General features: G+C 47.9%; 16 protein-coding genes, 7 tRNA genes and 1 riboswitch. Of the genes, 3 read left to right on the forward strand and 20 right to left on the reverse strand.

Going from position 1 to position 23,197, the window contains the following annotated elements; genetic code table 11:
- Positions 1-11: 11 nt before the first annotated feature.
- From purB to H065_RS0118710, 7 genes are all read right to left on the reverse strand, one after another.
- Positions 12-1,307 carry an adenylosuccinate lyase gene (gene purB / locus H065_RS0118680; protein ID WP_017814615.1) on the reverse strand — a complete coding sequence of 432 codons (1,296 nt, stop codon included), beginning with the start codon at positions 1,305-1,307 and terminating at the stop codon, positions 12-14.
- Positions 1,308-1,311: 4 nt separating this feature from the next.
- A complete protein-coding gene (gene purK / locus H065_RS0118685; RefSeq protein WP_017814616.1) occupies positions 1,312-2,493 on the reverse strand; it encodes a 5-(carboxyamino)imidazole ribonucleotide synthase in 1,182 nt (393 codons plus the stop codon).
- Positions 2,490-2,987, reverse strand: a complete 498-nt coding sequence (gene purE, locus H065_RS0118690) for a 5-(carboxyamino)imidazole ribonucleotide mutase (RefSeq protein ID WP_017814617.1) — start codon at positions 2,985-2,987, stop codon at positions 2,490-2,492. Before purE ends, purK begins: the two co-directional genes overlap by 4 nt.
- A 304-nt stretch (positions 2,988-3,291) precedes the next feature.
- Positions 3,292-3,393: riboswitch (purine riboswitch) on the reverse strand.
- A 231-nt stretch (positions 3,394-3,624) separates the two neighbouring features.
- Positions 3,625-4,065: a universal stress protein gene (locus tag H065_RS0118695; protein WP_017814618.1), complete on the reverse strand. Its 441-nt coding sequence runs from the start codon at positions 4,063-4,065 to the stop codon at positions 3,625-3,627.
- Between the two features lie 345 nt (positions 4,066-4,410).
- Entirely contained in the window at positions 4,411-4,710 is a 300-nt protein-coding gene (locus tag H065_RS0118700; RefSeq protein ID WP_017814619.1) for a DUF1294 domain-containing protein, read from the reverse strand.
- A gap of 144 nt (positions 4,711-4,854) precedes the next feature.
- Positions 4,855-7,059, reverse strand: a complete 2,205-nt coding sequence (locus tag H065_RS0118705) for an alpha-galactosidase (protein WP_017814620.1) — start codon at positions 7,057-7,059, stop codon at positions 4,855-4,857.
- Positions 7,060-7,269: 210 nt separating this feature from the next.
- Positions 7,270-7,977, reverse strand: coding sequence for an N-acetylmannosamine-6-phosphate 2-epimerase (locus H065_RS0118710; RefSeq protein ID WP_017814621.1), 708 nt, complete (start codon positions 7,975-7,977; stop codon positions 7,270-7,272).
- Positions 7,978-8,295: 318 nt separating this feature from the next.
- Here H065_RS0118710 and H065_RS0118715 point away from each other — a divergent pair, with 318 nt between their 5' ends.
- The gene (locus H065_RS0118715) at positions 8,296-9,300 is read left to right on the forward strand and encodes a Gfo/Idh/MocA family protein (protein ID WP_017814622.1); all 1,005 of its coding nucleotides are present in this window, start codon (positions 8,296-8,298) and stop codon (positions 9,298-9,300) included.
- On the opposite strand, the gene H065_RS0118720 is transcribed toward H065_RS0118715, so the two are convergent.
- The 5 genes from H065_RS0118720 to H065_RS0118745 all read right to left on the reverse strand — a co-directional run bounded on the left by H065_RS0118720 (position 9,290) and on the right by H065_RS0118745 (position 17,005).
- Positions 9,290-10,063 (reverse strand): MurR/RpiR family transcriptional regulator, encoded by a 774-nt coding sequence (locus H065_RS0118720; protein WP_238557993.1) that lies wholly within the window; start codon positions 10,061-10,063, stop codon positions 9,290-9,292. The two genes, H065_RS0118715 and H065_RS0118720, sit on opposite strands and share 11 nt — an antisense overlap.
- Before the next feature lie 471 nt (positions 10,064-10,534).
- Complete coding sequence (locus H065_RS0118725; RefSeq protein ID WP_017814624.1) at positions 10,535-11,947, reverse strand: sucrose-specific PTS transporter subunit IIBC; 1,413 nt, start codon at positions 11,945-11,947, stop codon at positions 10,535-10,537.
- Positions 11,948-11,989: 42 nt separating this feature from the next.
- Positions 11,990-13,552 (reverse strand): glycoside hydrolase family 32 protein, encoded by a 1,563-nt coding sequence (locus H065_RS0118730; RefSeq protein WP_017814625.1) that lies wholly within the window; start codon positions 13,550-13,552, stop codon positions 11,990-11,992.
- A gap of 182 nt (positions 13,553-13,734) precedes the next feature.
- Positions 13,735-14,721 (reverse strand): LacI family DNA-binding transcriptional regulator, encoded by a 987-nt coding sequence (locus H065_RS0118735; protein ID WP_017814626.1) that lies wholly within the window; start codon positions 14,719-14,721, stop codon positions 13,735-13,737.
- Positions 14,722-14,857: 136 nt separating this feature from the next.
- Positions 14,858-17,005, reverse strand: a complete 2,148-nt coding sequence (locus tag H065_RS0118745) for a DNA topoisomerase III (RefSeq protein WP_017814627.1) — start codon at positions 17,003-17,005, stop codon at positions 14,858-14,860.
- Positions 17,006-17,301: 296 nt separating this feature from the next.
- Between H065_RS0118745 and H065_RS0118750 the strand changes: the two genes are divergently transcribed.
- The gene (locus H065_RS0118750; RefSeq protein ID WP_017814628.1) at positions 17,302-18,906 is read left to right on the forward strand and encodes an amidase family protein; all 1,605 of its coding nucleotides are present in this window, start codon (positions 17,302-17,304) and stop codon (positions 18,904-18,906) included.
- Between the two features lie 401 nt (positions 18,907-19,307).
- Here H065_RS0118750 and H065_RS0118755 read toward each other — a convergent pair whose 3' ends face one another.
- On the reverse strand, positions 19,308-20,501 hold the full coding sequence (locus tag H065_RS0118755) for a GNAT family N-acetyltransferase (protein WP_017814629.1): 1,194 nt from the start codon (positions 20,499-20,501) through the stop codon (positions 19,308-19,310).
- 642 nt (positions 20,502-21,143) lie between these two features.
- Here H065_RS0118755 and H065_RS0118760 point away from each other — a divergent pair.
- On the forward strand, positions 21,144-22,133 hold the full coding sequence (locus tag H065_RS0118760; protein WP_017814630.1) for a ketoacyl-ACP synthase III: 990 nt from the start codon (positions 21,144-21,146) through the stop codon (positions 22,131-22,133).
- Between the two features lie 129 nt (positions 22,134-22,262).
- Here the strand turns inward: H065_RS0118760 and H065_RS0118765 are convergent.
- The 7 genes from H065_RS0118765 to H065_RS0118795 all read right to left on the reverse strand — a co-directional run bounded on the left by H065_RS0118765 (position 22,263) and on the right by H065_RS0118795 (position 23,046).
- Positions 22,263-22,333: transfer RNA gene (locus H065_RS0118765), tRNA-Gly, on the reverse strand.
- Positions 22,334-22,466: 133 nt separating this feature from the next.
- Positions 22,467-22,541, reverse strand: a tRNA-Gly gene (locus H065_RS0118770).
- A 10-nt stretch (positions 22,542-22,551) separates the two neighbouring features.
- Positions 22,552-22,635, reverse strand: a tRNA-Leu gene (locus H065_RS0118775).
- A 41-nt stretch (positions 22,636-22,676) separates the two neighbouring features.
- Positions 22,677-22,752 (reverse strand) — tRNA-Lys (locus H065_RS0118780).
- A 6-nt stretch (positions 22,753-22,758) separates the two neighbouring features.
- Positions 22,759-22,833 (reverse strand) — tRNA-Gln (locus tag H065_RS0118785).
- A gap of 17 nt (positions 22,834-22,850) precedes the next feature.
- Positions 22,851-22,923, reverse strand: a tRNA-His gene (locus H065_RS0118790).
- Positions 22,924-22,970: 47 nt separating this feature from the next.
- Positions 22,971-23,046 (reverse strand) — tRNA-Thr (locus H065_RS0118795).
- Between the last annotated feature and the right edge of the window lie 151 nt (positions 23,047-23,197).

A 23,197-nucleotide genomic window follows, 5' to 3' on the forward strand; every position in this document is an offset into this window, starting at 1 on the left:
AACAGACTGGATTAATCCAGACCCAGCTTTTTGAAAATAGTATCCACATGCTTCAGATGCCATGCTGGATTGAACGCATCCTCGATCTCTTCCTTGTTCAGCAGATCGGTAATCGCCGTAGTCTCCTGCACGATATCCTGGAAAGAACGTTGCTCTTCCCATGCCTGCATTGCTCGTGGCTGTACGGTATCGTAAGCCTGCTCGCGGCTGAGTCCTTTGTCGATCAGCTTGGTCATAATGCGACCGGAGAACGGTACGCCGTACGTACGCTGCATATTGCGCTGCATATTTTCCGGGAAGACCGTCAGGTTCTTGATAATGTTGCCAAAGCGGTTCAGCATATAGTTCAGCAGCATCGTCGCATCCGGCAGAATGACGCGTTCCGCAGAGGAGTGCGAGATATCACGTTCGTGCCACAGGGTTACATTCTCATACGCGGTCAGCATGTGACCACGGATTACACGGGACAGACCCGAGATGTTCTCGCTGCCAATCGGATTACGCTTATGAGGCATTGCCGATGATCCTTTTTGACCTTTGGCAAAGGCTTCTTCCACTTCGCGGAACTCACTCTTCTGCAGAGCGCGTACTTCGGTCGCGAATTTGTCGAGTGAAGTTGCCACCAGAGCGATGGAAGCCATGTATTCGGCATGACGATCACGCTGCAGTGTCTGAGTCGAGATCGGAGCCGGCTTGGTTCCCAGTTTGGCACAGACAATCTCTTCGACGCGTGGATCAATATTCGCATATGTACCCACTGCGCCGGACATTTTGCCGTATTGTACACCGTCTGCTGCATGGCGGAAACGCTCCAGGTTACGCTTCATTTCTTCATGCCACAGCGCCATTTTCAGACCAAACGTTGTCGGTTCTGCATGTACACCATGAGTACGTCCCATCATCGGCGTATTTTTGTAAGCCAGTGCTTTTTCTTTCAGAATATCGATAAAGTTGATAATATCGCGTTCCAGGATTTCGTTTGCCTGGCGCAGCAGATAGCCAAGGGCAGTATCGACTACATCCGTGGATGTCAGTCCATAGTGTACCCATTTGCGCTCTTCACCAAGACTCTCCGATACCGCACGGGTAAAGGCGATCACATCATGGCGCGTCTCCTGCTCGATTTCATAAATGCGATCCATGTCAAAAGTGGCACTCGCGCGCAGCTTGTCCACATCTTCCTGCGGAATTACGCCGAGTTCTGCCCATGCTTCACAAGCACAGATTTCCACTTCGAGCCAGGCTTTGAATTTATTTTCCTCACTCCAGATATTGCGCATTTCCGGTCTGCTGTAACGTTCAATCATAAGTTTATTTATTCCTCCATATGTTCGTTTGGTTGATCCATGCCAGAGCATCTTCTATATTATTACACAGCACATTGATATGTCCCATCTTGCGTTTGTGCTTGGCTTCTTCTTTCCCATATAAATGGTACTTCGGTACGACATTCAGCTGCACGGCAGCTGCATCTGTCGACACCATCCGCTCCATTACATCTGGAATATGCTCTCCCAGTATATTGACCATCACCACGGGCGCCCGCAGCGCTGGGCTGCCAAGAGGTAGTCCGCAGATGGCTCGCACATGCTGCTCGAATTGCGAGGTATCACAAGCTTCCATTGTATAATGTCCGGAGTTGTGTGGCCGCGGAGCCAGCTCATTCACATACAGCTGTCCATCTGCCGTACAGAACAGCTCTACTGCCAGCAGACCTACCGCATTCATTGACTCGGCGATATCCGCTGCCATTTTCTCTGCTCTGCGCTGTACTTCTTCCGGTACACGGGCAGGTACGATAGATAAATGGAGAATATTATCGACGTGGATATTTTCCGCTACCGGAAAGGTAGTAATCTCGCCCAGCGTACTGCGGGCAGCAATGACGGACAGTTCACACTGGAAATGAATAAACTGTTCCACAACCAGTTCCGTACCTGCTGCACTCAGTTCCTCATAAGCTTGTACCGCCTGCTCTTCCGAGCGGATCACGAACTGCCCTTTGCCATCGTAGCCACCGGTTGCCGTCTTCAGTACGCATGGTGTACCGAACTTCTGCACTGCCGCCAGTGTCTCTTCTGCGCTGGTCACTTCCGCATATGGTGCTACTGTCGCTCCTGCCGCTTCAATCGCCCGCTTTTCCCGCAGTCGATGCTGGGTCGTATATAGCAGCTGACTGCCCTGGGGTACGTAGGATTGCTCGGCCAATAGCGCTGCGACGCCAGCGTCCACATTTTCAAATTCATACGTAATCACATCAGCCTGCTCAGCCAGCCTGCGAGCGGCTTCCACATCGTCATAGGCCGCTGTAATCTGCCGGCTTACCTGTCCGCAGGGAGAATCCGGCGCCGGGTCCAATGTAATGAACCGGTATCCGAGTGGAGCGCCTTGCAGTACCATCATCCGTCCCAATTGGCCGCCGCCGAGAATGCCGACCGTTGCGCCTGGAGGAATTACTTTACCTGCCTGAGGACTGCCCTGATTCTGCATCATTGCTCCACTCCCAGAGTATCACTTGATTCCAGCACTTCCTGCTTGATCCGTTCACGGCGCGCTTCCACACGTTGCATCACATCCGGGTCAAAAGCACCGAGCATCTGGGCAGCGAGCAGTCCTGCATTGGTGGCACCTGCTTTGCCGATAGCGACTGTCGCGACCGGAATACCACCCGGCATCTGTACGATCGACAGCAGCGAATCCAGTCCATTCAGTGCAGCCGATTTAACCGGTACGCCGATTACAGGCAGCAGTGTCTTGGCAGCGATCATTCCCGGCAGATGCGCAGCACCACCGGCTCCGGCAATGATCACTTTGATACCGCGAGACGCAGCCTGCTCCGCAAACTCAAACATCAAATCAGGTGTACGATGCGCCGAGACGACTTTTTTCTCATAAGCGATCTCCAGCTCCTCCAGCATCTGGCAGGCATGCTGCATTGTTTCCCAGTCTGACTTGCTGCCCATCACGACAGCGACCTGTACTGACATGTGATAACCCACTTTCTGTAATTAAGGATTGCCGCCGAATCAGCAGCTATATGGTAAGATCCTGCTATGTAGAGCATAACAGCATCATGTTCTCACAGTGTGAAGCGCTCTCTCCCGGAATGGTCATAAAAAAATCCGCAAACCCTGATCAGAAATAATATCGATCTTCAGGATTTCCGGACATACCGGGTGCAGCAGTGGATCTTCTTCATCATTTCACCAAGTGATCTGACACAGCAGCAGCACCGTTCTCCGTAAGAGAGCAGTCCATATGCGTTATCGTTACAGGTGTAGATGATGAATGCCATGTGCTGTACACCCTCGTAGTCCGGAAATTTACGGTTTCCGGGTAGAAACTTCCGGGCCGTATCCCCGGTTTTATACGAGTCATTCAATTATTGCATCGCTTTAAGCTACATTACACAGTGTACCAACCACCTACATACCATGTCAACTTAAAAGACGAACGTTCAATAGTTCACATAATCTATCGTTCGTATTTTTATTCATTTAATACGATTTTCCAGATGAACTGCTCTCTAAATAACCAAAGACGCACTTTCATTACCCTTCTTACAACAGAAGAGAAGAACAGTGCGTCTCGGGCATGATATTCATTTAGGATACTTTATGGTCTTTATTTTACGATCAATACCGGAATCTGGGCATGCTGAACCACGTTATGGCTGACACTTCCCAGTACGAATTCACGGATACTGCCCAGTCCGCGGCTGCCGATTACAATCACATCCGAATTATGGGATGCGGCAAAGTCCAGCACGCTCTGTGCAGCGTTACCCTGGATCATCTCGACATCGAACTTGTTCGGAATACCGGACTCTTCCAGACGACGCTTCGCTTCCTTGGCAGTCTGCATGGCCATTTCGTACAGTTCTTCATTCGATGTGGTCGGAACCGGTACGATTCCTTCTCCCATAAAGTAACGCGGGAAATCAAATACGTGAATCGCATCAATATGCGCCTCCGGGTTGGCTTTGGCGAGCTCAACAGCACGGTTGAGCGCTTTGTTGGATGCTTTGGAACCATCGTACGCAAGCAGAATATTTGAGAATAACATTGTATTCCCCTCCCTTTCTTTCTATGACTATATGCGCCCGCAGGCTGCATATGTGGTGCAATAGCTGGCAGCATGCGGTATGTATATCTTCAGCAGCCCTAACAGCAGTTCACGGCACATATTCATTATATCACTTATTACATATTATTCATGTACTGTTCACTATTGAACGCTGCCCTGCCAGGATGTCGGCCATTCGTCTGCAGTATTTATCCGAAAATACATACAGACACTTACAAGTATAAATTACCCGAATAGCTTCCCTAATGAAACCAAAGGCCCGGCTGCACAGCCAGACCTTTGATCATCGATTGGGTTATCGTGCAGCTACACTTTTGTAGACAATCAGCTGAACCAGCGATAGAAAATATACCCGTACATCAGTATATTCAATACCAGCAGCAGCGGAATACCTACTACAAAAGAGCGGTGCTTGGTCTTGTGTCTGCGTGTATACATGGATACCCAGATGCCCAACGCCCCACCGATTGCAGCCAGGCCAAACAAGTTCTTCTCCGGAATACGATGCCGGGTGCGACGGCGTTCGGCACGGCTCTTGTCGATACTCATTGTAATATACGCTATACAATTAATGACCAGCAGCCATATCCATAGCAGCGACTCTGGTGTTATTGATCTCATCATGTTCTGTCTCCTCATCTGTCTGTCAGGCTATGCGGCCTCCTGCACTTCTGCATCGGATGCAGCAGGCAAGAGAGCTATTCACAGTATACCGTCCAGACCGCCTGACAACAAATCACGCGCGGCGAGAAGCAACCATCAAGAACATTAGTCTATTGCTTTAAAAGTAAACAGTGTGCTCTGGAAATCTTCATATTTCTCGATCAGCGCGATCCCGTGGTACATCAGTTCATCGCCATAATAGACCGGTTCTTCTTCCACACCATTTACACTCATGCGATAACGGATGTCTGGATTCAATCCTCTGAGTCTCAGACGACGCAGTGGTGGATTCGGTTCACTGAGTACCTGGAAGTAACCGCCAAATGCCTCCTGCTGATCTTCCGAGACAAACATCCATGCCGTATAGTTGCCTTCAAACGGACTGAGCAGACGATAGAATTCGCCAAACTGAATCAGCTCACGCAGCTGCTTGTACTGGGTCACCTGCTCGCGCACTTCCTGTTTCTCTTCCTCGGTCAGACTCGTCAGATCCAGCTCATAGCCAAAGTTACCGGACATCGCTACATGACCGCGCGTGGCAAATGAAGTGATCCGGCCCACCTGGTGATTTGGTACAGCCGACACGTGGGAACCCATTGAACTCGCTGGATATACCATGCTGGTACCGTACTGGATCTTCAGACGTTCTACGGCATCGGTGTCATCACTGGTCCATGTCTGCGGCATATAATAGAGCATTCCAGGGTCAAATCGACCACCGCCACCGGAACAGCTCTCAAACAGTACATCCGGGAACGCCGAGGTAATCCGCTCCAGCACATTGTATAATCCCAGCATATAACGGTGAGCAGTCTCGCGCTGACGCTCCGCTGGCAGCAGTGCCGATCCGATCTCGGACATATTGCGGTTCATATCCCATTTCACATAGGTGATTGGTGCGGAAGCAAGCACACTGCTGACCGATTCCACGATATAATCGCATACATCCTGGCGGGACAAATCGAGGATCAACTGCTGACGACCCATGGAGCGGCTGCGATCCGGTACATGCAGACACCAGTCCGGATGCTTGCGATACAGATCGCTGTCCGGCGAGACCATCTCCGGCTCGAACCACAGTCCAAACTGCATACCCGTATCGACAATCTCCTGTGCTAGCTTGCCCAGTCCTTCCGGCAGCTTGCGGCGGTCTTCCACCCAGTCTCCGAGGGAGGAGCGATCATTATCACGATGACCGAACCAGCCATCATCCAGTACGAACAGCTCGATTCCGAGTTCCTGTCCGGCTGCGGCAATACTCTTGATTTTCGGTGCATCAAAATCAAAATATGTCGCTTCCCAGTTATTGATCAGAATCGGACGTACTTTATCACGATGCGTCCCGCGGCTCAGTCGTGTACGGTAGAGCTTGTGGTACGTACGCGACATACCGCCCAGTCCGGCTGCGGAATGCACCAGCACCGCTTCCGGAGTCTGGAACATTTTACCAGCTTCCAGTTTCCATTCAAAGTCAAACGGGGACAATCCTACCTGCATCCGGGCAGTGTGGAACTGATCCACCTCGACCTGAGCGATAAAGTTACCGCTGTAAACCAGACTCATTCCGTACACCTGACCATGATCCTCGGTTGCGCCTTTTTCCAGCAGGGCAATAAACGGATTATGCTGGTGGCTGCTGGATCCGCGTTTGCTCTCCACGCGCTGCAATCCCGGTGTGAGCGGACGATAGTGTACATGACGTTCACGCACCCAGGCGCCGGACAGATGCATCATCTCATACTGATCCTGATGGAAATCCACGCTGCTGCTCAGTGCGCGGCGGATCGATACCGGCTCACTACCCTGATTATGCAGACGTACCGCACGGGTAATCGCATTCAGCTCACCGAATACAGAATATTGTACAATCGCTTCCAGACCGGTCAGCTCGTCGCGCAGCGTAATCTCCAGTGTATCTGCTTCACTATCCTGCTCTACATAGGTAGCTGGAAGCCCTTCAAGCGCAGGCTTGCCTGCTGTCACGCGATGGCTCACATAATGCAGGTCGTTTACACTGGAGCCATTCGGCAGCATCACTTCAAAAGCAGGCTCTCTATAATCGCCGCGTCCATAACCCGGATACTCCTGTGGCAGTGTATCAAAGGAAAAGGTACGATCCTCATCATGATAGTTCGGGCTAAAAGAAGCACGTTCGATTCTGCGCAGCAGACTGCCTACCGTGGAGTGCCGCAGTGCCGGCCCCCAGTATAAATGCGCCAGATGGCGTCCATGGATTAATTGGATTACATAACTTGTTGAAGACGTTTGCAAATGGAATGTTGCTTGCTTTTCATCATAGAAAATGGACATGTTGGTTCCTCCTGATCAGCCTGCCAGAATCGGCTGGCCGTAGATTCGCTTTGATCCGCCGCCTATCATCGCGGATAACATCCTTATCTTATCCTTTCTCCGCATATAGGCACATGGCATGATGCAAGCAAATGATGGCACGATATGTACAACCCCGACTGCCTGGCGGACTGGAATCTATACTCTAAATACAAGCTGCCGGGTACAGACTCAGTCTTCTCTCTGAACACGCTGATTCATCTGCTCGATAAAACGCTCTGTAATCTGCTGCGGCCGCGTAATCGCTCCCCCGACGACTACACTGTACACGCCCAGGTCCAGACAACGCGCTGCCATTTCCGGTGTCAGAATATTTCCTTCAGCTACGATCGGTGTTGTAATCTGCCGGATCATTTCTTTTAAAATGGCAAAGTCATGCTCGTACAGCTTCTGCCCCTGTGTCTGCTCCGTATACCCGACCAATGTTGCCGATACGAGATCAAATCCAAGTCGCTGCGCTTCCAGCCCTTCCTCTACAGTAGATACATCTGCCATAAGCAGCAGCTGAGGATACTGCTGCCGAATCTGCTGTACCAGTTCATCCAGACGCATGCCATCCGGCCTTGGACGATCGGTCGCGTCCAGCGCAACAATCTCGCAGCCTGTTGCAGCCAGCTCCGCCACCTCTTTGAGTGTAGGTGTAATAAATACCGGATGATCCCCGTAGTTGCGCTTCACGATTCCAATGACCGGCAGATCGACCTGCTGCCGAATTTCATTAATGTCCGCTGCCGTATTGGCACGAATACCTGCTGCTCCTCCCTGCTGTGCAGCGAGTGCCATTCTGCCCATAATAAATGAGCTGTACAGTGGTTCATGCTCCAGTGCCTGGCAGGATACAATCAGCTTGCCTTGAAGTCCCAGTGAATCGAGTGTCATTCGAATCATCCTCCTCTTACATATATTGTATCTTCTATTATCTATGCCCAGTTTTTAAAATTCAATTTCAGGATAAGGACCGTCTATGGATCGTTTTATGAAATGATCGACCAATCTACCCGTCAATCATTTCGCAAAATGATTCACAGTGCTATGATGACCTACATTATTCATTTCCCTGCATCTCTTTCACAGCCTGCATGATTCGCTTGTACCTTTATCCGAATTGGGGATGTAGGCGAGCTGTTAGAAAGTAACACCCCAAACCCCAAATCAATCGCCACAGATATCATTTAACCGACAGGAGTGTCCCTATTTATGAATATTGGAATTATTGGAACTGGCAGCATTATCGAAGCTTTCCTCGATGCACTGCAGCATATTTCTTCTGCTTCATGTACTGCCATTCTCTCACGCAAACAGGCAACTGCCGAACCGCTGGCACAGCAATATGGCATCCCACGTATACATACCGTATTCGATGAGCTGCTGCAAGATCCGGCAGTAGACTGGATCTATATCGCCTCACCGAACAGTCTTCATTTTGATTATGCGTTGCAGGCTCTGCAGCACGGTAAACATGTAATTTGTGAGAAACCTTTTACCTCTACGACTCGCGAGCTGCAGATTCTGATTCGGACAGCTCGTGAACAAAAGCTGTTTTTATTTGAAGCGATTACCAATATCCATCTGCCCAATTACCAGTGGATCAAGCAAAATATCGATAGATTAGGCCCGATTCGTCTGATCCAGTGCAATTACAGCCAGTATTCGCGCAAATATGATGAACTGCTACGCGGCGGAATGCCCAATGTATTCAACCCCGCCTTTTCCGGTGGAGCCTTAATGGATATTAATATTTATAATCTCCATCTGGTCATGAATCTGTTCGGTGCTCCGCGTGAGGTCAGCTATACCGCCAACAAGCATTCCGGCGGAATCGACACCTCCGGTGTACTGGTTCTGACTTACGACGGATTTATTGGAGAATGTGTCGGTGCCAAGGATACTTACGGTATGAATTTTGTGCTGATCCAGGGCGAGAACGGCTACTTTCATATCGAACATGGCGCCAATGGCTGCCGCCGGATTCTGATCCATACTAACGACCAGCAGACCGAATATAACGAACAGACTATCGATAATTCGCTCTACTATGAGCTGGCTGCCTTTGAAGAAATCGCGCGTAGCGGTGATTATGCGAGATGTGATGAATTGCTGGATCACAGTTATGCAGTTATGCAGACGCTGGAAGCTGCCCGCCGGGATGCAGGTATTGTATTTACAGCGGATCATGAGGATAACCGTTTGATCAGCTTTTAATTGCTGAAGCAGGCCAGGTACTCACCAGCAGCACATCAAACAAATACTGCGTAGACATCGACGAGAACAGCTTGGAAGCCGGACCGGTATGTGCTGCATACGTCAGCAACGTATAGTCACATAATCGTGCCAGTGGTGTGTCTGTACCACTGGTTAATGCCACTGTACGGCGGCCTTTTTCCTTCAACGCACAGGCAATTTCCAGCATCGCCGGATTACGACCCGTATGGGAAATAATAAAGGACAAGGTGGAAGCATCCAGATGCGGATTGGATAAATAGTGATGATTGGCACTGTTATGAGCAATCGCACTTCGCCCCACCTCATTCCAGCGGGCACATGCCTGCTGGGCGGTGTAATAATTGCTTTCGCTACCATAGATATCGATCCGTCCAGCTTCCTGCACCCATGTACAGACAGGCTCAAGAACAGTCAGATCGCATCTGCGCTGGGTCTCAATCAGTGCTTCATCATAGATCGCAGGAATCCATTCCATCTGATCGGTTAGCGAGCCGGATGGCTGTTTGGCTGCCGGCCTGCTGCTGGATAGCTGCCGAATCTCATCATCCAGTGCCAGCTTTAGCTGGAAATCGGGATATCCCCGCGCTCCCAGCTTTTTGCACAACCGGACTACCGTCGAAGCACTGGTAAAAGTCAGTCCGGCCATTTCCTGAGCCGTATGATGGAACACTACCTGCGGATCACGTAGAATATAATTTACAATATGCTGTTCCTGGACAGTGAGATTTTGCATGTATCTCATTTTCTTTATCAATATCATCCAACTCCTGCATGGCAAACTGCCTGTTCATTTGAATCATAGACTGCTCTGTTATCATCTCTTGTGTACCTGCCGTACATACAATAACAGAATTTCTGCTTGGACATTTAATCTTCTCGCTGTAGCGCTAAATAAGACACGACTTGCAAGATTCTTTTCTAGCTTTACTTTTATAAATGATTATTCTTTATTGTACATCCAACTTCCTGTATCACCAAAAGAAGATCGTTCTCTATGTGCGGATTCAGAGTTTGAATAGAATACAGAGATCGTATAGACAGTAAAAACAAAATAAAGTACAAAAAGCAGAAAGCACCTGTATAAGGGTACTGTCTGCTTTTTGTACTTTGCTTTTTGGATTTATCTTTTAGCACATCTTTTTACACGTACTGTTGCCAACGGCTTTAGTCACTTTCATTCCCGTACATCAACAACCAGTACAATTCGCACTTGCTATTTGTCCGCAATCTTCATGTCACTTAGCATCTTGTCATTGAATCCGAATATCCATGTCAGCGCAAAGCCGATTGCCATGGCGACCAGATTGCACAAAATGTACATGGGCAGCTGTGAATTCAGATAGAGCAGTGTGCCCGGCAGTACCGTTATCGCCATACCGGTTCCTGCCAAATGCAATAGGGAGGCGAGGAACCCACCGGCAGCACCGCCAATCAGTCCCATAATAAAGGGCTTCATATAACGCAGATTCACCCCGAAGATCGCCGGTTCGGTAATTCCGAGAAAAGCGGAGAACGAAGAAGGCAGTGCCAGCGCTTTCAGCTTGGCATCCTTTGTTTTCAGACCGACTGCCAGACAGGCTGCTGCTTGAGCTGCCATTGCACAGGTAATGATGGCATTGAACGGGTTGACGCCTGTTTTCTCCAGCAGCTGGATTTCCAGCAGATTGAAGATGTGATGTACTCCGGTAACAACGATAATCTGATGCAGGAATCCGATGATGATCCCGGCAATACCATACGGCATATTCAGTACAGCTGTTGTTCCGTGCAGTACAACCTCTTCCAGCGAGTGGAATACCGGTCCGATCGCAAACAGCCCCAGTGTAATCATAACGAGCAACGTCAGAAACGGCGTAAGAATCAAGTCCAGCGATTCAGGAATACGCTTACGAAGATATCGTTCGAACTTGGCGCCGAGCAGTCCCACGAAGAATGCCGGCAGTACCGACCCTTGATAACCAACAACCGGGATAAAGCCAAACATCGTCAGCGGTTCCGCCGAACCATCTGCTACCGAATACGCATTGGGCAGCGCCGGGTTAACCAGCATCAGACCGAGAATAATACCCAGTACTGGACTTCCTCCGAATACACGGAAAGCCGACCAGGCTACCAATGCAGGCAGAAAAGCAAACGCCGTGTCCGTCAGTACCTTGGTATATAACAGAAAATTGGGTGAGAGCGCTTCCGGTGTAGTGCCGAACCAGGAGAGCACTTCCGGCTGGGTCAGCAATCCGCGCAGTCCCATGAATAATCCGGTAGCAACCAGCACCGGAATAATCGGTACAAACACATCGCCAAATGTACGGATCGCACGCTGGAAATGACCGCCCTGCTGCTTGGCCTGGCTTTTCACTTCTTCTTTGCTGGAGCCATCCAGGCCCAACTTTTCCATCTCTTCATAGATCTGATTGACCGTTCCGGTACCGAAAATGATCTGATACTGACCCGCATTGAAAAAGGCACCTTTGACCTTTTCAATATTTTCTACCTGCTTTTGGTCAATCTTTTCCTTGTCGTTGACCATAATTCGCAATCTTGTTGCACAGTGGGCAAAGGAAGCAATATTCTCTTTGCCTCCAACTGCATCCAGCACCTCTTTGGCGATATCATGATTTTGTGCCATACCTGTTCATCCTCTCTCTTATCTCAATCCTGTGTCCTGATTTTAGCGAAGATAATCCCATTTTTCTGCCTGCAAATGTACTGCTCCATCTTCTGCAAAGAACACGATGCCCTGACTGTCCGGATCAGGGAAGATCCGGCTTGTGAATACGGCTTCACCTTCATTCACAAAAATCTCTATCGACGATACATCTACAAATATATGCAATCGACTGAGCGGCTGCTCCAGAATGCAGCTTCGGGTTGTCCCATAGGATTCGGCAAAAGGCTGACCGGCAGCCGAGCGATCCAGAGTCAACTTTTGAGCTTGTGCATCGTAGATCAGTACCGTCTTCTCGTTTGTTCCGGTACGCAGCTCTACTCCGAATACATCTGCCTGTCTGAAATCAGCAGTTGGTCGTTCAGTAGTCTCGCTTGTTACTTTTGCCAGACTGTCGTGCTCGCCTTTAATTACGTTATTATGTCCTTCTTCCGCTGCATAGGTGCAGATCAGCTCATATGCTTCACCTGCAAAACCCGGATATTTCTGTCGTCCGGTTAATCTGCCGCTAACCGAAGCTTTGCTACCTCGTCTATGGGTCAGCCCGGATACCGGTTTTTGGATGAGTTTACCCTGATGCAAATGTAGTTCTCTCGGCAATGTCAGACAGTGTGCCCAGCCCTGCTGATCGGTCGGATATTCAATATCCGGCAATCCCATCCAGCCGATTATAATACGCTTTCCATTCGGTCCAGCCGTCGTTTGCGGAGCATAGAAGTCGAATCCACAGTCCAGCTCATGAAACTCTCCATGCTGCAGTTCCGTTGTCTCCAGATTCATTTTGTCTCCAACCACATAACCCGATTGATAAATGTTCCGGTATTTCTCACCTTCGGGCTGCAATCCCTGTGGACAAAATAGCAGGACACCCTGTCCATCCATTTCAAAATAATCCGGACACTCCCACATGTATCCAAATTCCGGCAGCGATGTATTCAATTCGCCAGCCCATTCCCACTGTGCAAGATCCGGGGAACGATACACGACAATACTGCCTGTTTCGTTTTCCCGCTGCGCACCAATCACACAGTAAAATTGCTCTCTAGATCGCCATACTTTGGGATCGCGGAAATGATCCGTATAACCTGCTGGTACTGCGCTGATCACTGGTTGATCCCACTTGGTAATCTGCCCGTCCCTGTTCATGACTGCCATACATTGATATGGATGCCTTATCCAGTTCGTATCCCTTGTGTTGCCGGTATACATCAGATACAGCTGGCCCTCATATTCCAGCCCACTGCCTGAATATGCACCATGGGAATCCTGCAGATCACCTGGTGCAATGCCGATACCACAATCCTGCCAATCGGACAGATTCGCCGATTTCAGATGGTACCAGTACTTCATTCCATGATCCGTCCCCAGCGGGAACCACTGATAGAAAAGATGATACTCGCCTTGATAATAAGCGAATCCATTAGGATCATTGAGAAGTCCGGTATGCGGCTGAATATGATATTTTTGCCGCCATGGGCTCTGCTCCACCTGCTGCTTCAGCAGTATTAATTCTTCTTCACCCGCCTCTTCAATCAGACGGTATTTTTGTTCTCTGCTCATTTTCATAATTATTCTCCGTCTTTTACGGAACCGGTTCCATTTTTGATTGAATAAAAGGAACCGGTTCCAAATTGAATTAAAATAAGAACTGATCCTTTTGGTTATAGAATCAGTTAGCATAAACCTGCGTCGCACCACCTGCGGAGGAATCTTTGGAACCGATTCCAAAGTTATTATAAAGTCATTTTTTAGTATTTGTCAACGCTTTCTCTCTCTAATAATTGATGATCCATTATAGTAACCTTATTTACCTGCTGATTATTAACCAGATGAATAATATTACGGGCAGCTATTTTTCCAGCTTCTGTATAGGGATATCGTACTGTCGTTAACGCTGGATGGACAACTTCGGTTACATCATATCCACCGAATCCTGTAACAGACAGCTCTTCCGGAATACGTATTCCCTGCTGATAAGCAGCTTTCATGACACCCAGTGCAATATTGTCCGTAGCACAGACGATCACGGACGCGTCAAATGGATTTGCAAAAATCTCTGTCGCTGCTTCTCTAGCATCCGGAATACGGAAGCTTGTCTCGTAATAATCCACCTGACAGCCGCCCGTTTCTTCCACGGCGCGCGCAAATCCTTCTTTACGTCTGATCCCAACCGCAATATCCTGCTCGGTAACCCCAAGGTATACCAGGCGGCGATGCCCTTTTGATAATACGTAGCGTCCCAGATCATATCCTGCTTCATAGTCATTGTGAATCAGGCTGTGAATCTGTTCATGCTGCTGTCCAACGAGTAGTACGGGTACCCCCGTCTCCTGGATTGCTACCAGATGATCCTCCGTAATTCGGGCAGCCAGCAAAATAATCCCCGCTATCTTCTGTCTGGCAAGCTCATAGATCGCTTCGATCTCCCGGTTCATATCCTGACTTGTATTGGAGATAATCATCCGATAGCCAAACTGCCGCAGCTGATCATCGATTCCCATCAGTGTATGTGAAGTCGCAAATGAATCCAGCCGCGGCACAATTGTACCGATAATGCTGGCATTTTTGGCTTTGAGACTCTGGGCAAATGTATTCGGAATATACCCGGTTTCCCGGATAACCTGTTCCAGCTTCTGCCGGGTATTCACACCGACTGATCCGCCGTTCAGGTAACGGGATACCGTACTTTTGGCTACGCCCGCAATTTGAGCAATATCTGAAATGGTTTTACTCATCTTTGCCTCCACCCATTTTGGTCTGCTAATAATACATATTGCAAAATAAAACAGCCGGCGCCAGCAGCATCTCTGCTTGGCTGCCTGCTCCGGCTGTCTGTACTCTCATCAGTAATACATTATGGATAACGCTATATTATTCCTTCTTTTCCAGAGCTGCTTTTAGCAGATCGCCGAGACTGGAGCCAAACTCTTCTTTTTTCTCGAATTGTTTGACCAGCTTTTGCTGTTCACGCTTGTTGACCGGTTTGACTCCGTCTTTGTTCAGCTTTTCGGTAATCCCGCAGCCCAGGCACTGGATATACTTGCCTGCCTTGCCATCCTTGATCTCCATTTTCTTGTGACACTGCGGACAGCGCCGGTTGGACAGCTGTTTACTCGTCGTACGACGATAGCTGCAATCCTCACTGGGACAGACGAGGAATGTTCCACGTTTACTTTTCTTTTCGAGCATTCGGGTACCGCAATCCGGACAATGACTGTTCGATACATTATGCGGTTTGTAATGGGCATCATTCTGTTTGACACCGCTGACCAGCGATTCGGCCATCTGCCGAATTCCCTGCAGAAAAGGTCCAGGTTGCCCCTGACCACGTGCGATTTTCTCCAGTTCGCTTTCCCACTTAGCGGTCAGTTCAGGTGAACGTAGCTCCGGTGATACCAGTTCGATCAGCTGGGTTCCTTTTCCGGTAGGATGCAGATGATTGCCTTGACGTTCAATTGTATCCGACGAGACCAGCTTCTCAATAATGTCAGCGCGGGTTGCTGGTGTACCTAGTCCATGCTTTTCCATTTGCGAGAGCAGGGCTGCTTCCGTATAACGCTTCGGCGGCATCGTTCTGCCGTTTTGTACCTGCGTCCTACGTATCATCAAAGTATCTCCCTGCTGCAGCTCAGGTAATGTCTGGGTTGCTGTCTGTCTTTCCTGGGCTTTGACCGAATCGGAAGATTCTTCGTCCTCATCGTCTTCCCACTGATCTCCATAGACCATTTTCCAGCCGCTGTCCTTGACCGTCACACCTTTGGCATGGAACTGCTCCTCTGCTGCCTGAGCGATAACCTGAACCGTATCATAACGGGCTGCCGGGTAAAATAAACTGATAAACCGTCTCGCAATCAGATCATACAGCTTCCGCTCATCGGTAGTCAGAGTGTTCAGCAGCAGGGTCTGCTCTGTCGGGATAATCGCATGATGATCACTTACCTTGCTGTCATCCACAATCCGGCGGCTGATAGCCAGCTTGCCGCGCAGCAGAGGACGCGCGATCGAAGCATAAGGTCCTACTGCTACACTGGCCAGGCGCTCCTGCAGGGTCTCTGTCATATCGGAAGAGAGATAGCGGGAATCCGTACGCGGATAGGTAACCAGCTTGTGCTGTTCATAGAGCTTTTGCAATACATTGGATGTATGCTTCGCCGAAAATCCAAATCGGCGGTTGGCATCGCGCTGCAGCTCGGTCAGATCATAAGCGAGTGGATGCGGCTCCTGCTTCTCGCTTTTTTTGACCTGAATAATCTGTACTTTTTTGCCTTCCAGCTTGTGCTGCATCTGCTGAACGATATCTGCATCGAATAGACGTCCGTCTCCCTGCTTGCTGCGCCACTGCATCTGGAAATTTCCCAGATCCAGCTGCAATGTATGGTAATCTTGCGAGCGGAAATTACGAATATCCTGCTCGCGCTGCATAATCATCCCCAGTGTAGGTGTCTGCACCCGTCCGGCAGATAGCTGGGCATCGAATTTGCATGTCAGGGCACGGGTAATATTAAGCCCGATCATCCAGTCCGCTTCCGCGCGGCAGCGAGCTGCTTCATAGAGTCGATCGAATTCCTTGCCTGGACGCAGCTTGGCAAAGCCTTCTTTGATCGCTTTGTCTGTCTGCGAAGAAATCCACAGTCGCTGAAAAGGTTTGTTCCATTTCGCCATCTGTATAATCCAGCGGGCCAACAGTTCGCCCTCACGTGCAGCATCTGTAGCTACGATCAAACTGTCCACATCCTGACGTTTCATTAGATGCTGAACCGTTTTATACTGCTGGGCACTTTCCCGCAGTACTTTTAGCTTCATGCTGCCAGGCGGCAGGATCGGTAGATCCTCCAGATTCCATTTCTGATACTTGTTATCATAATCTTCCGGTTCAGCCAATCCTACCAGATGCCCCAGAGCCCAGGTCACAATATATTGAGGTCCTTCAAGGTACCCTTTTTGTTTTTGATTGCTGCCCAGTACACGGGCAATTTCTCTTGCTACCGAAGGCTTTTCAGCCAGTACAAGCTTTTTCATTGTGATGTTTCCTTTCCATACGCAAGCCTATTGTTTAGACCCATTCATTTAAGTTCGAGCTTATTATCTTCATTATCTTTTTTATTTTAACATACATTATCCTGATATATTTCGCACAGTAATGATTAGATATTCATTACTAACTAATGATAGCTGCCTGCCTTGCCTCTTTCTCTGCAACTTCTCTCCTAATTCTGGTTAAATCCATTGACATGTTATATTTACTAACAATAAAATACATAATTAAACAAGTAATGGCATACTTATTAACCAAAATGACGAAAAGAGGCGATTCAATGTCACATCATTCATCCCCTTTCTCTACATCTCAGTTGAAAAAGCAGGCACGTATTTATCTCATTGCTGCCTTGTTGTTTACACTATCGGTTACTACATATGCTCCATCGATACATACTGCTTCCGCCCAATCTACTCCCGGTACAGTAGAGACATTTGACGTCTCTGAAGCGACTATAGCCGATATACAGCGGGCTCTTACCACTGGCAAAGTCACTTCCGTCCAGCTGGTTCAGCAGTACCTGGATCGTATCGCCAAATACGATGATCAGGGGCCCACAATCAATGCCATTCTTACGATCAATCCCCAGGCACTGCAGATCGCTGCCAACCTTGACCGCGAGCGTCAGAACAAGGGATCGCGCGGTCCACTCCATGGTATCCCCATTATTGTAAAAGATAATTTTGATACAGCGGATATGCCGACTACAGCTGGTTGCGTCTGCCTGAAGAACTCCATCCCTGATGACGATGCCGAACAAATCGCCCGATTGAAGGCTGCCGGCGCTATCATTCTCGCCAAATCCAATCTGCATGAATTTGCTTTTGGGATTACTACCTCCAGCTCTCTCGGTGGACAGACACATAATCCATACATGATAGATCATTATCCTGGTGGTTCCAGTGGTGGGACGGGTGCGGCTATTGCAGCCAATTTTGCCGCAGCTGGTCTGGGTACCGATACAGGTGGCTCAATCCGGATTCCCTCTGCATTTAACAGCCTCGTGGGTATACGTCCTACCGTGGGCCTTAGCAGTCGTGATGGTATTATTCCGCTGGCACTTACCCAGGATGTAGGCGGACCTATTGCGCGTACCGTTGCAGATGCAGCCGCTCTGCTGGATGCTACCGCCGGTTATGATCCGGATGATATTGCTACTGCCTATAGTATCGGTCATATTCCGAACAGCTATACAGATAGCCTTCAGACAGATGGACTAAAGGGAGCACGAATCGGAGTGGCCTATGAGCTGTTCGGCGCTTCTCCAGCAGAACAATCTGTCACTACAGCTGTCTATGGAGCAGTCGACGATATCAAGCGTCTCGGCGCGACAGCGGTCCCGGTACAGATTCCCCACCTGGAGCAAATTATGAAATTCCCCAGTCTGAGCGGATATGAGTTCAAGTTCCAGCTGAATGACTATCTCGCCAGCCTGGGAGAAGACGCTCCCTACCATACGCTGACAGAGATTCTGGAATCCGGCCAGTTCGATCCTTCCCAGACGGATTCCATGCAAAAACGCAATGCACTGGAATCACTGGATACCGAGGAGTACAAAGATATTGTACTGAACCGAACCAAAGTAACCCGTGAAGCACTGCTCAAAGTAATGGCTGATAACCAGCTGGATGCGATCGTCTATCCAACCACAACCGAACCAGCCGCCAAAATTGGCGAAGATCAGGAATCCGGCAATAACAATCGTCTTAGCCCGTTTTCTGGGTTCCCTGCTATTACAGTTCCTGCTGGTTTCACTCCGGAAGGTCTGCCAGTAGGCATTGAATTCCTGGGTCGTCCTTTTGACGAGAGTACGCTGATCAAGCTGGCTTACAGCTACGAGCAAGGTACCCATAACCGCAAAGCACCAGCTCTCACTCCATAATAGTCAGCTGCCCACTTTTACTTCATGAGATAAGGCTTTATCCTATACTGTATAAAGCAACCGAGGTCAGTCTGTACTTTTTAACATAATTAATATCCATCCGTACTTTATAATCGTCCAGCTTCAATCTATGATATGTAAAATCATCAATCTTCAACCTACAACTGTGTAACTGTACAGATTAATTGTCTTGTCCTTCTCCAAATGTATTGGAATCTCCAGATCATTCGTGTATTTCATGGTTTTATAAAAAGAATCAACATAAACAAAAACGATCTTCCTGACAGCAAATAGACTGTCCGAAGATCGTTTTTATATATGTTTTTTTGCCAATATCCAATTCCTATTTGATAAATCCTCCAAACAAATCACATGCTTCAGAAGCAATCCTACCAGCAGTTTTAGAAGAAATCCATTAGATACGGAGTAGTTCTCGGTATACGGCTTTCCAGAATATCAACAGCTTCGGATTTACCGGTCAATCGCTCCCAACGATATAATTCCGACGGGCGATGGTATCCCATCAGCATCGCTGTCAATGTCTGAATATCCGTCTGAATGCTGCTGTACTGCTGGATATCCTGCTGTACTCCTTCAGGAAGCTCACTACGCTGACTCACCTGAGCCTGACCGGATTCGTTAATCAATACTTCCCATATCCCCTCATTCCAACCAGCAACGGAATCATGCACAGTAATTGTAACAACCTGTACCGCTCCAGGAGTAAAAGGATACTGCTCCAGAAATTGCTGTACATTCACTATTCTCGCCATAAAATAAGGAGTAATCTGCTGCTGAATCCGGGGATCGCGAAGCAGATAGGACAGTCCATCATCTACCGGAGCTTTGAGTGTCACCTCGTTAATCATTGAATCATGATTGGCAATATAGGTCCACAATGCTTGCCGTGAGGATTCATCCAGATAGACAAGCTCATCAATCTCCATTTTCCGCGCTTTCACTTCATACAATATATAACCACGAGCTTCTCCGGAGGCATCGTAATAGACTGCTGTCTGGATCGATTCTGAATCCAGAACCGAATATGTCCACCATTCTTCAGTTCGTATCAATGTACCATTATATTGAGCAGCATAAGCATCATATATAGTATTTAGCAGCTCAATATTCTTTATGCCACGTTTTATCTGGCCGTCCGATTGCACTTTGGCAGGTAACAACGCTGTAGGAATCGTATAGGTCTTATAATCGATATAGAGCTCCCAACCGTATTTACGGTAAAAGGGAAAATAAAACGGATGCAGAAATGAAACCGACTGCCCCGATTCATTCATCAACTGCAAAGCATGTCGCAGCAGTTGATCAACAAATCCCTGCCGCCGTTTTTCTGGCCAGGTAGCTACACTGGCAATTCCACCCATAGCATACCGCTGCCCCTGTATGTATGTCTCCATCGGTAGCAAAGTAAGCTGCGCACTTAACTCACCATCTTCAAAAACACCCCAGACCGTGTCTGGTTTAAAACGAGGCTTGATCTCTTCCAGTTCTTCTGCCGATTTGCGGTATTGAAAAGCATACATCGATAGCTCCATCCGCAGTTCAAATTCTTTTGCAGTCAATTGCCTGATTTCCATCGTGCTCATCACCTCATTCGAATAGTTATGATCTTCTGGAACTCGAGAACTTTTTGTGACTTAAGCCTGTCTAGAACCTGAGATTCTCTAAGATTGGAGATCTTTTTTAACTTTAAATTCTCAAAAGTCCAAGGGATTTTGGAGATTATCTTTATTAAACGGTATTATTGTCCTTCAACAATAAGCTTCTCCAAAAATAAAATGAATACTATACCCAGCATACCCAGCATACTGTAATTATGGCATTTCATTTAACCCTATTGCAATCTATCTATACCAGACAATCAATTCTACATAACCATTTAATTATGCTATTATGAGCTATTAACTACAACCTACACCTTTCATCTATACCTTTCCAAAAAATCTATTTTAAATACTGGTATAATGAATTTAGGATTTACTTCTCGCCTACAATACGTTATATTAAATTAGTATCTGGTACTAATACCAGGTCATATTATATGTATAATGCAAAAAAGCTTTTCAAATGTGAAAGCTCTTTAGAATTCTGTACCTATCCCATCATCCATGCTGCATCTTTTTGTTCCTCAGTGGATATCCTCATTTTGTTCCATGTTCTATCAGATATCATTTCGTACACATCCTAATCCATACACATACTTAGTTGAGGTGAACCATATGACTGTATCTACCGCAAGAATTACAGCACTCGGTACGTATGTACCCGAACACCGAATCACGAATACCGATCTGGAGAAAATGGTTGAGACTTCCGACGAATGGATCGTACAGCGTACCGGTATACGTGAGCGACGGGCAGCTGCAGCTGATCAGTTCAGCTCTGATCTTGGTATAGCTGCTGTTCAAAATATGCTGATTAACCACCGTGTTCAACTAGATGATGTAGAACTCATTCTGGTCGCTACGACAACAGCCGATTACCAGTTTCCCAGTGTAGCTACCCAGATTCAATCCCATTTTAATATCTCACGTGCAGGGGCGCTGGACCTCAATGCGACATGTGCGGGTTTTGTATATGCTCTTCATATGGCCAATAGCTTTATTACTTCGGGTCTGCATCGCAAAGTATTAGTGGTTGCTGCAGAGACTATGACCAAAGTAGTCGACTACACGGATCGCAACACCTGTATATTATTTGGTGATGGAGCCGGAGCTGCTCTGGTAGAATATGATGCAGAAGCACCGAGCTTCATAGGCACAGTAACCGATAGCGATGGGAGCGGAGGCTGTCACGTGTATCGCAGTGGTCTGTCTGACCAGATTGCAGGTGCTACGATGAATGGACAAGGCAAGATTTATCAAAATGGACGTGAAGTCTATAAATGGGCAGTACGTACAGTACCTCAGGGAATCGAACGACTGCTGCAGCAAACCGGATATACCCTGGATCAGATTGATTGGTTCGCACCTCATAGTGCCAACCTGAAAATGATTGATTCAATTACAGACAAGTCAGGTCTATCTGCAGCCAAAGCTCTGACCAGTGCAGAATGGTATGGCAATACTTCATCCGCCTCTATTCCTCTCGCTATGCAGCAGGGAATCGAAGACAACAAGCTAAAATCAGGAGATACACTTATGATATATGGCTTTGGAGCCGGCCTGACTCAAATGGGAATGTTAATCCAGTGGAATCCCAAATCTTAAAAGACTCCCAAATCTTAAAGACTCTCAAATCCTAAAGGAATCTCAAATCCTAAAGGAATCTCAAATCCTAATAATCTCTGGGTAAACTAAAAAGGATGTCTGACTATGTCAGACATCCTTTTCTTATTAAGCGGGTGATGGGAATCGAACCCACGCTATCAGCTTGGAAGGCTGAAGTTCTACCATTGAACTACACCCGCGGATCAAGGAATCAAGATCTGATCAAGCAGCACCCAGCTACTGTATCAAACCCAAAACAGAAATGTCATACTGTTAAATAAACACAAAAGCTTACGCTATCGGTTCTAACATTCTGACATCCAAAAATATATATGGAGCGGACGACGGGAATCGAACCCGCGACCCTCGCCTTGGCAAGGCGATGCTCTACCGCTGAGCCACGTCCGCGTAATAAGGATGCGGTCGAGAGGACTCGAACCTCCACGGGGGTAAGCCCACACGGACCTGAACCGTGCGCGTCTGCCAATTCCGCCACGACCGCATATTACAAAGATAAAATATAGTCCATTTACAAAAGGTAAATGGTGAGCCATGAAGGACTCGAACCTTCGACACCCTGATTAAAAGTCAGGTGCTCTACCAACTGAGCTAATGGCTCTAATAATGGCTGGGGATATAGGATTTGAACCTATGCATGACGGAGTCAAAGTCCGTTGCCTTACCGCTTGGCTAATCCCCAATATAGATAAGATAAAGGGCGATCGACGGGAATTGAACCCGCGAATGTCGGATTCACAGTCCGATGCGTTAACCCCTTCGCCACGACCGCCATGTTAAATCCCCATTAAAAGTTGTTTTCACTTTTAATTCGAAAAGTGGTGCCGGCGAGAGGATTTGAACCCCCGACCTACTGATTACAAGTCAGTTGCTCTACCAACTGAGCTACACCGGCATATTAACAAAAATTCCAAACACATTTGAATATTACAGCAATAAATATCAAAGTATAATATTCAACTTTAAAGCCATCTTTTTTGCCGTTTCCAGTTATTTGTTTAGCAACTAATACTGAAATGGCCGAAAAAAAATCCCCAGTGGGGAAA

Origin of the sequence: Paenibacillus shenyangensis, assembly GCF_000346635.1 — a bacterium.
Lineage (GTDB): Bacteria > Bacillota > Bacilli > Paenibacillales > Paenibacillaceae > Saccharibacillus > Saccharibacillus dauci.

What these genes read in the sequence shown, in the direction of transcription:
- H065_RS0118755 (WP_017814629.1), bottom strand. Translation starts at nt 20,501, where the DNA reads ATGGAAATCAGGCAATTGACTGCAAAAGAATTTGAACTGCGGATGGAG.
- H065_RS0118720 (WP_238557993.1), bottom strand. Translation starts at nt 10,063, where the DNA reads ATGAGATACATGCAAAATCTCACTGTCCAGGAACAGCATATTGTAAAT.
- purK (WP_017814616.1), bottom strand. Translation starts at nt 2,493, where the DNA reads ATGATGCAGAATCAGGGCAGTCCTCAGGCAGGTAAAGTAATTCCTCCA.
- H065_RS0118760 (WP_017814630.1), top strand. Translation starts at nt 21,144, where the DNA reads ATGACTGTATCTACCGCAAGAATTACAGCACTCGGTACGTATGTACCC.
- H065_RS0118695 (WP_017814618.1), bottom strand. Translation starts at nt 4,065, where the DNA reads ATGTTATTCTCAAATATTCTGCTTGCGTACGATGGTTCCAAAGCATCC.
- purB (WP_017814615.1), bottom strand. Translation starts at nt 1,307, where the DNA reads ATGATTGAACGTTACAGCAGACCGGAAATGCGCAATATCTGGAGTGAG.
- H065_RS0118745 (WP_017814627.1), bottom strand. Translation starts at nt 17,005, where the DNA reads ATGAAAAAGCTTGTACTGGCTGAAAAGCCTTCGGTAGCAAGAGAAATT.
- H065_RS0118735 (WP_017814626.1), bottom strand. Translation starts at nt 14,721, where the DNA reads ATGAGTAAAACCATTTCAGATATTGCTCAAATTGCGGGCGTAGCCAAA.
- purE (WP_017814617.1), bottom strand. Translation starts at nt 2,987, where the DNA reads ATGTCAGTACAGGTCGCTGTCGTGATGGGCAGCAAGTCAGACTGGGAA.
- H065_RS0118700 (WP_017814619.1), bottom strand. Translation starts at nt 4,710, where the DNA reads ATGATGAGATCAATAACACCAGAGTCGCTGCTATGGATATGGCTGCTG.
- H065_RS0118710 (WP_017814621.1), bottom strand. Translation starts at nt 7,977, where the DNA reads ATGACACTCGATTCACTGGGACTTCAAGGCAAGCTGATTGTATCCTGC.
- H065_RS0118750 (WP_017814628.1), top strand. Translation starts at nt 17,302, where the DNA reads ATGTCACATCATTCATCCCCTTTCTCTACATCTCAGTTGAAAAAGCAG.
- H065_RS0118730 (WP_017814625.1), bottom strand. Translation starts at nt 13,552, where the DNA reads ATGAAAATGAGCAGAGAACAAAAATACCGTCTGATTGAAGAGGCGGGT.
- H065_RS0118705 (WP_017814620.1), bottom strand. Translation starts at nt 7,059, where the DNA reads ATGTCCATTTTCTATGATGAAAAGCAAGCAACATTCCATTTGCAAACG.
- H065_RS0118715 (WP_017814622.1), top strand. Translation starts at nt 8,296, where the DNA reads ATGAATATTGGAATTATTGGAACTGGCAGCATTATCGAAGCTTTCCTC.
- H065_RS0118725 (WP_017814624.1), bottom strand. Translation starts at nt 11,947, where the DNA reads ATGGCACAAAATCATGATATCGCCAAAGAGGTGCTGGATGCAGTTGGA.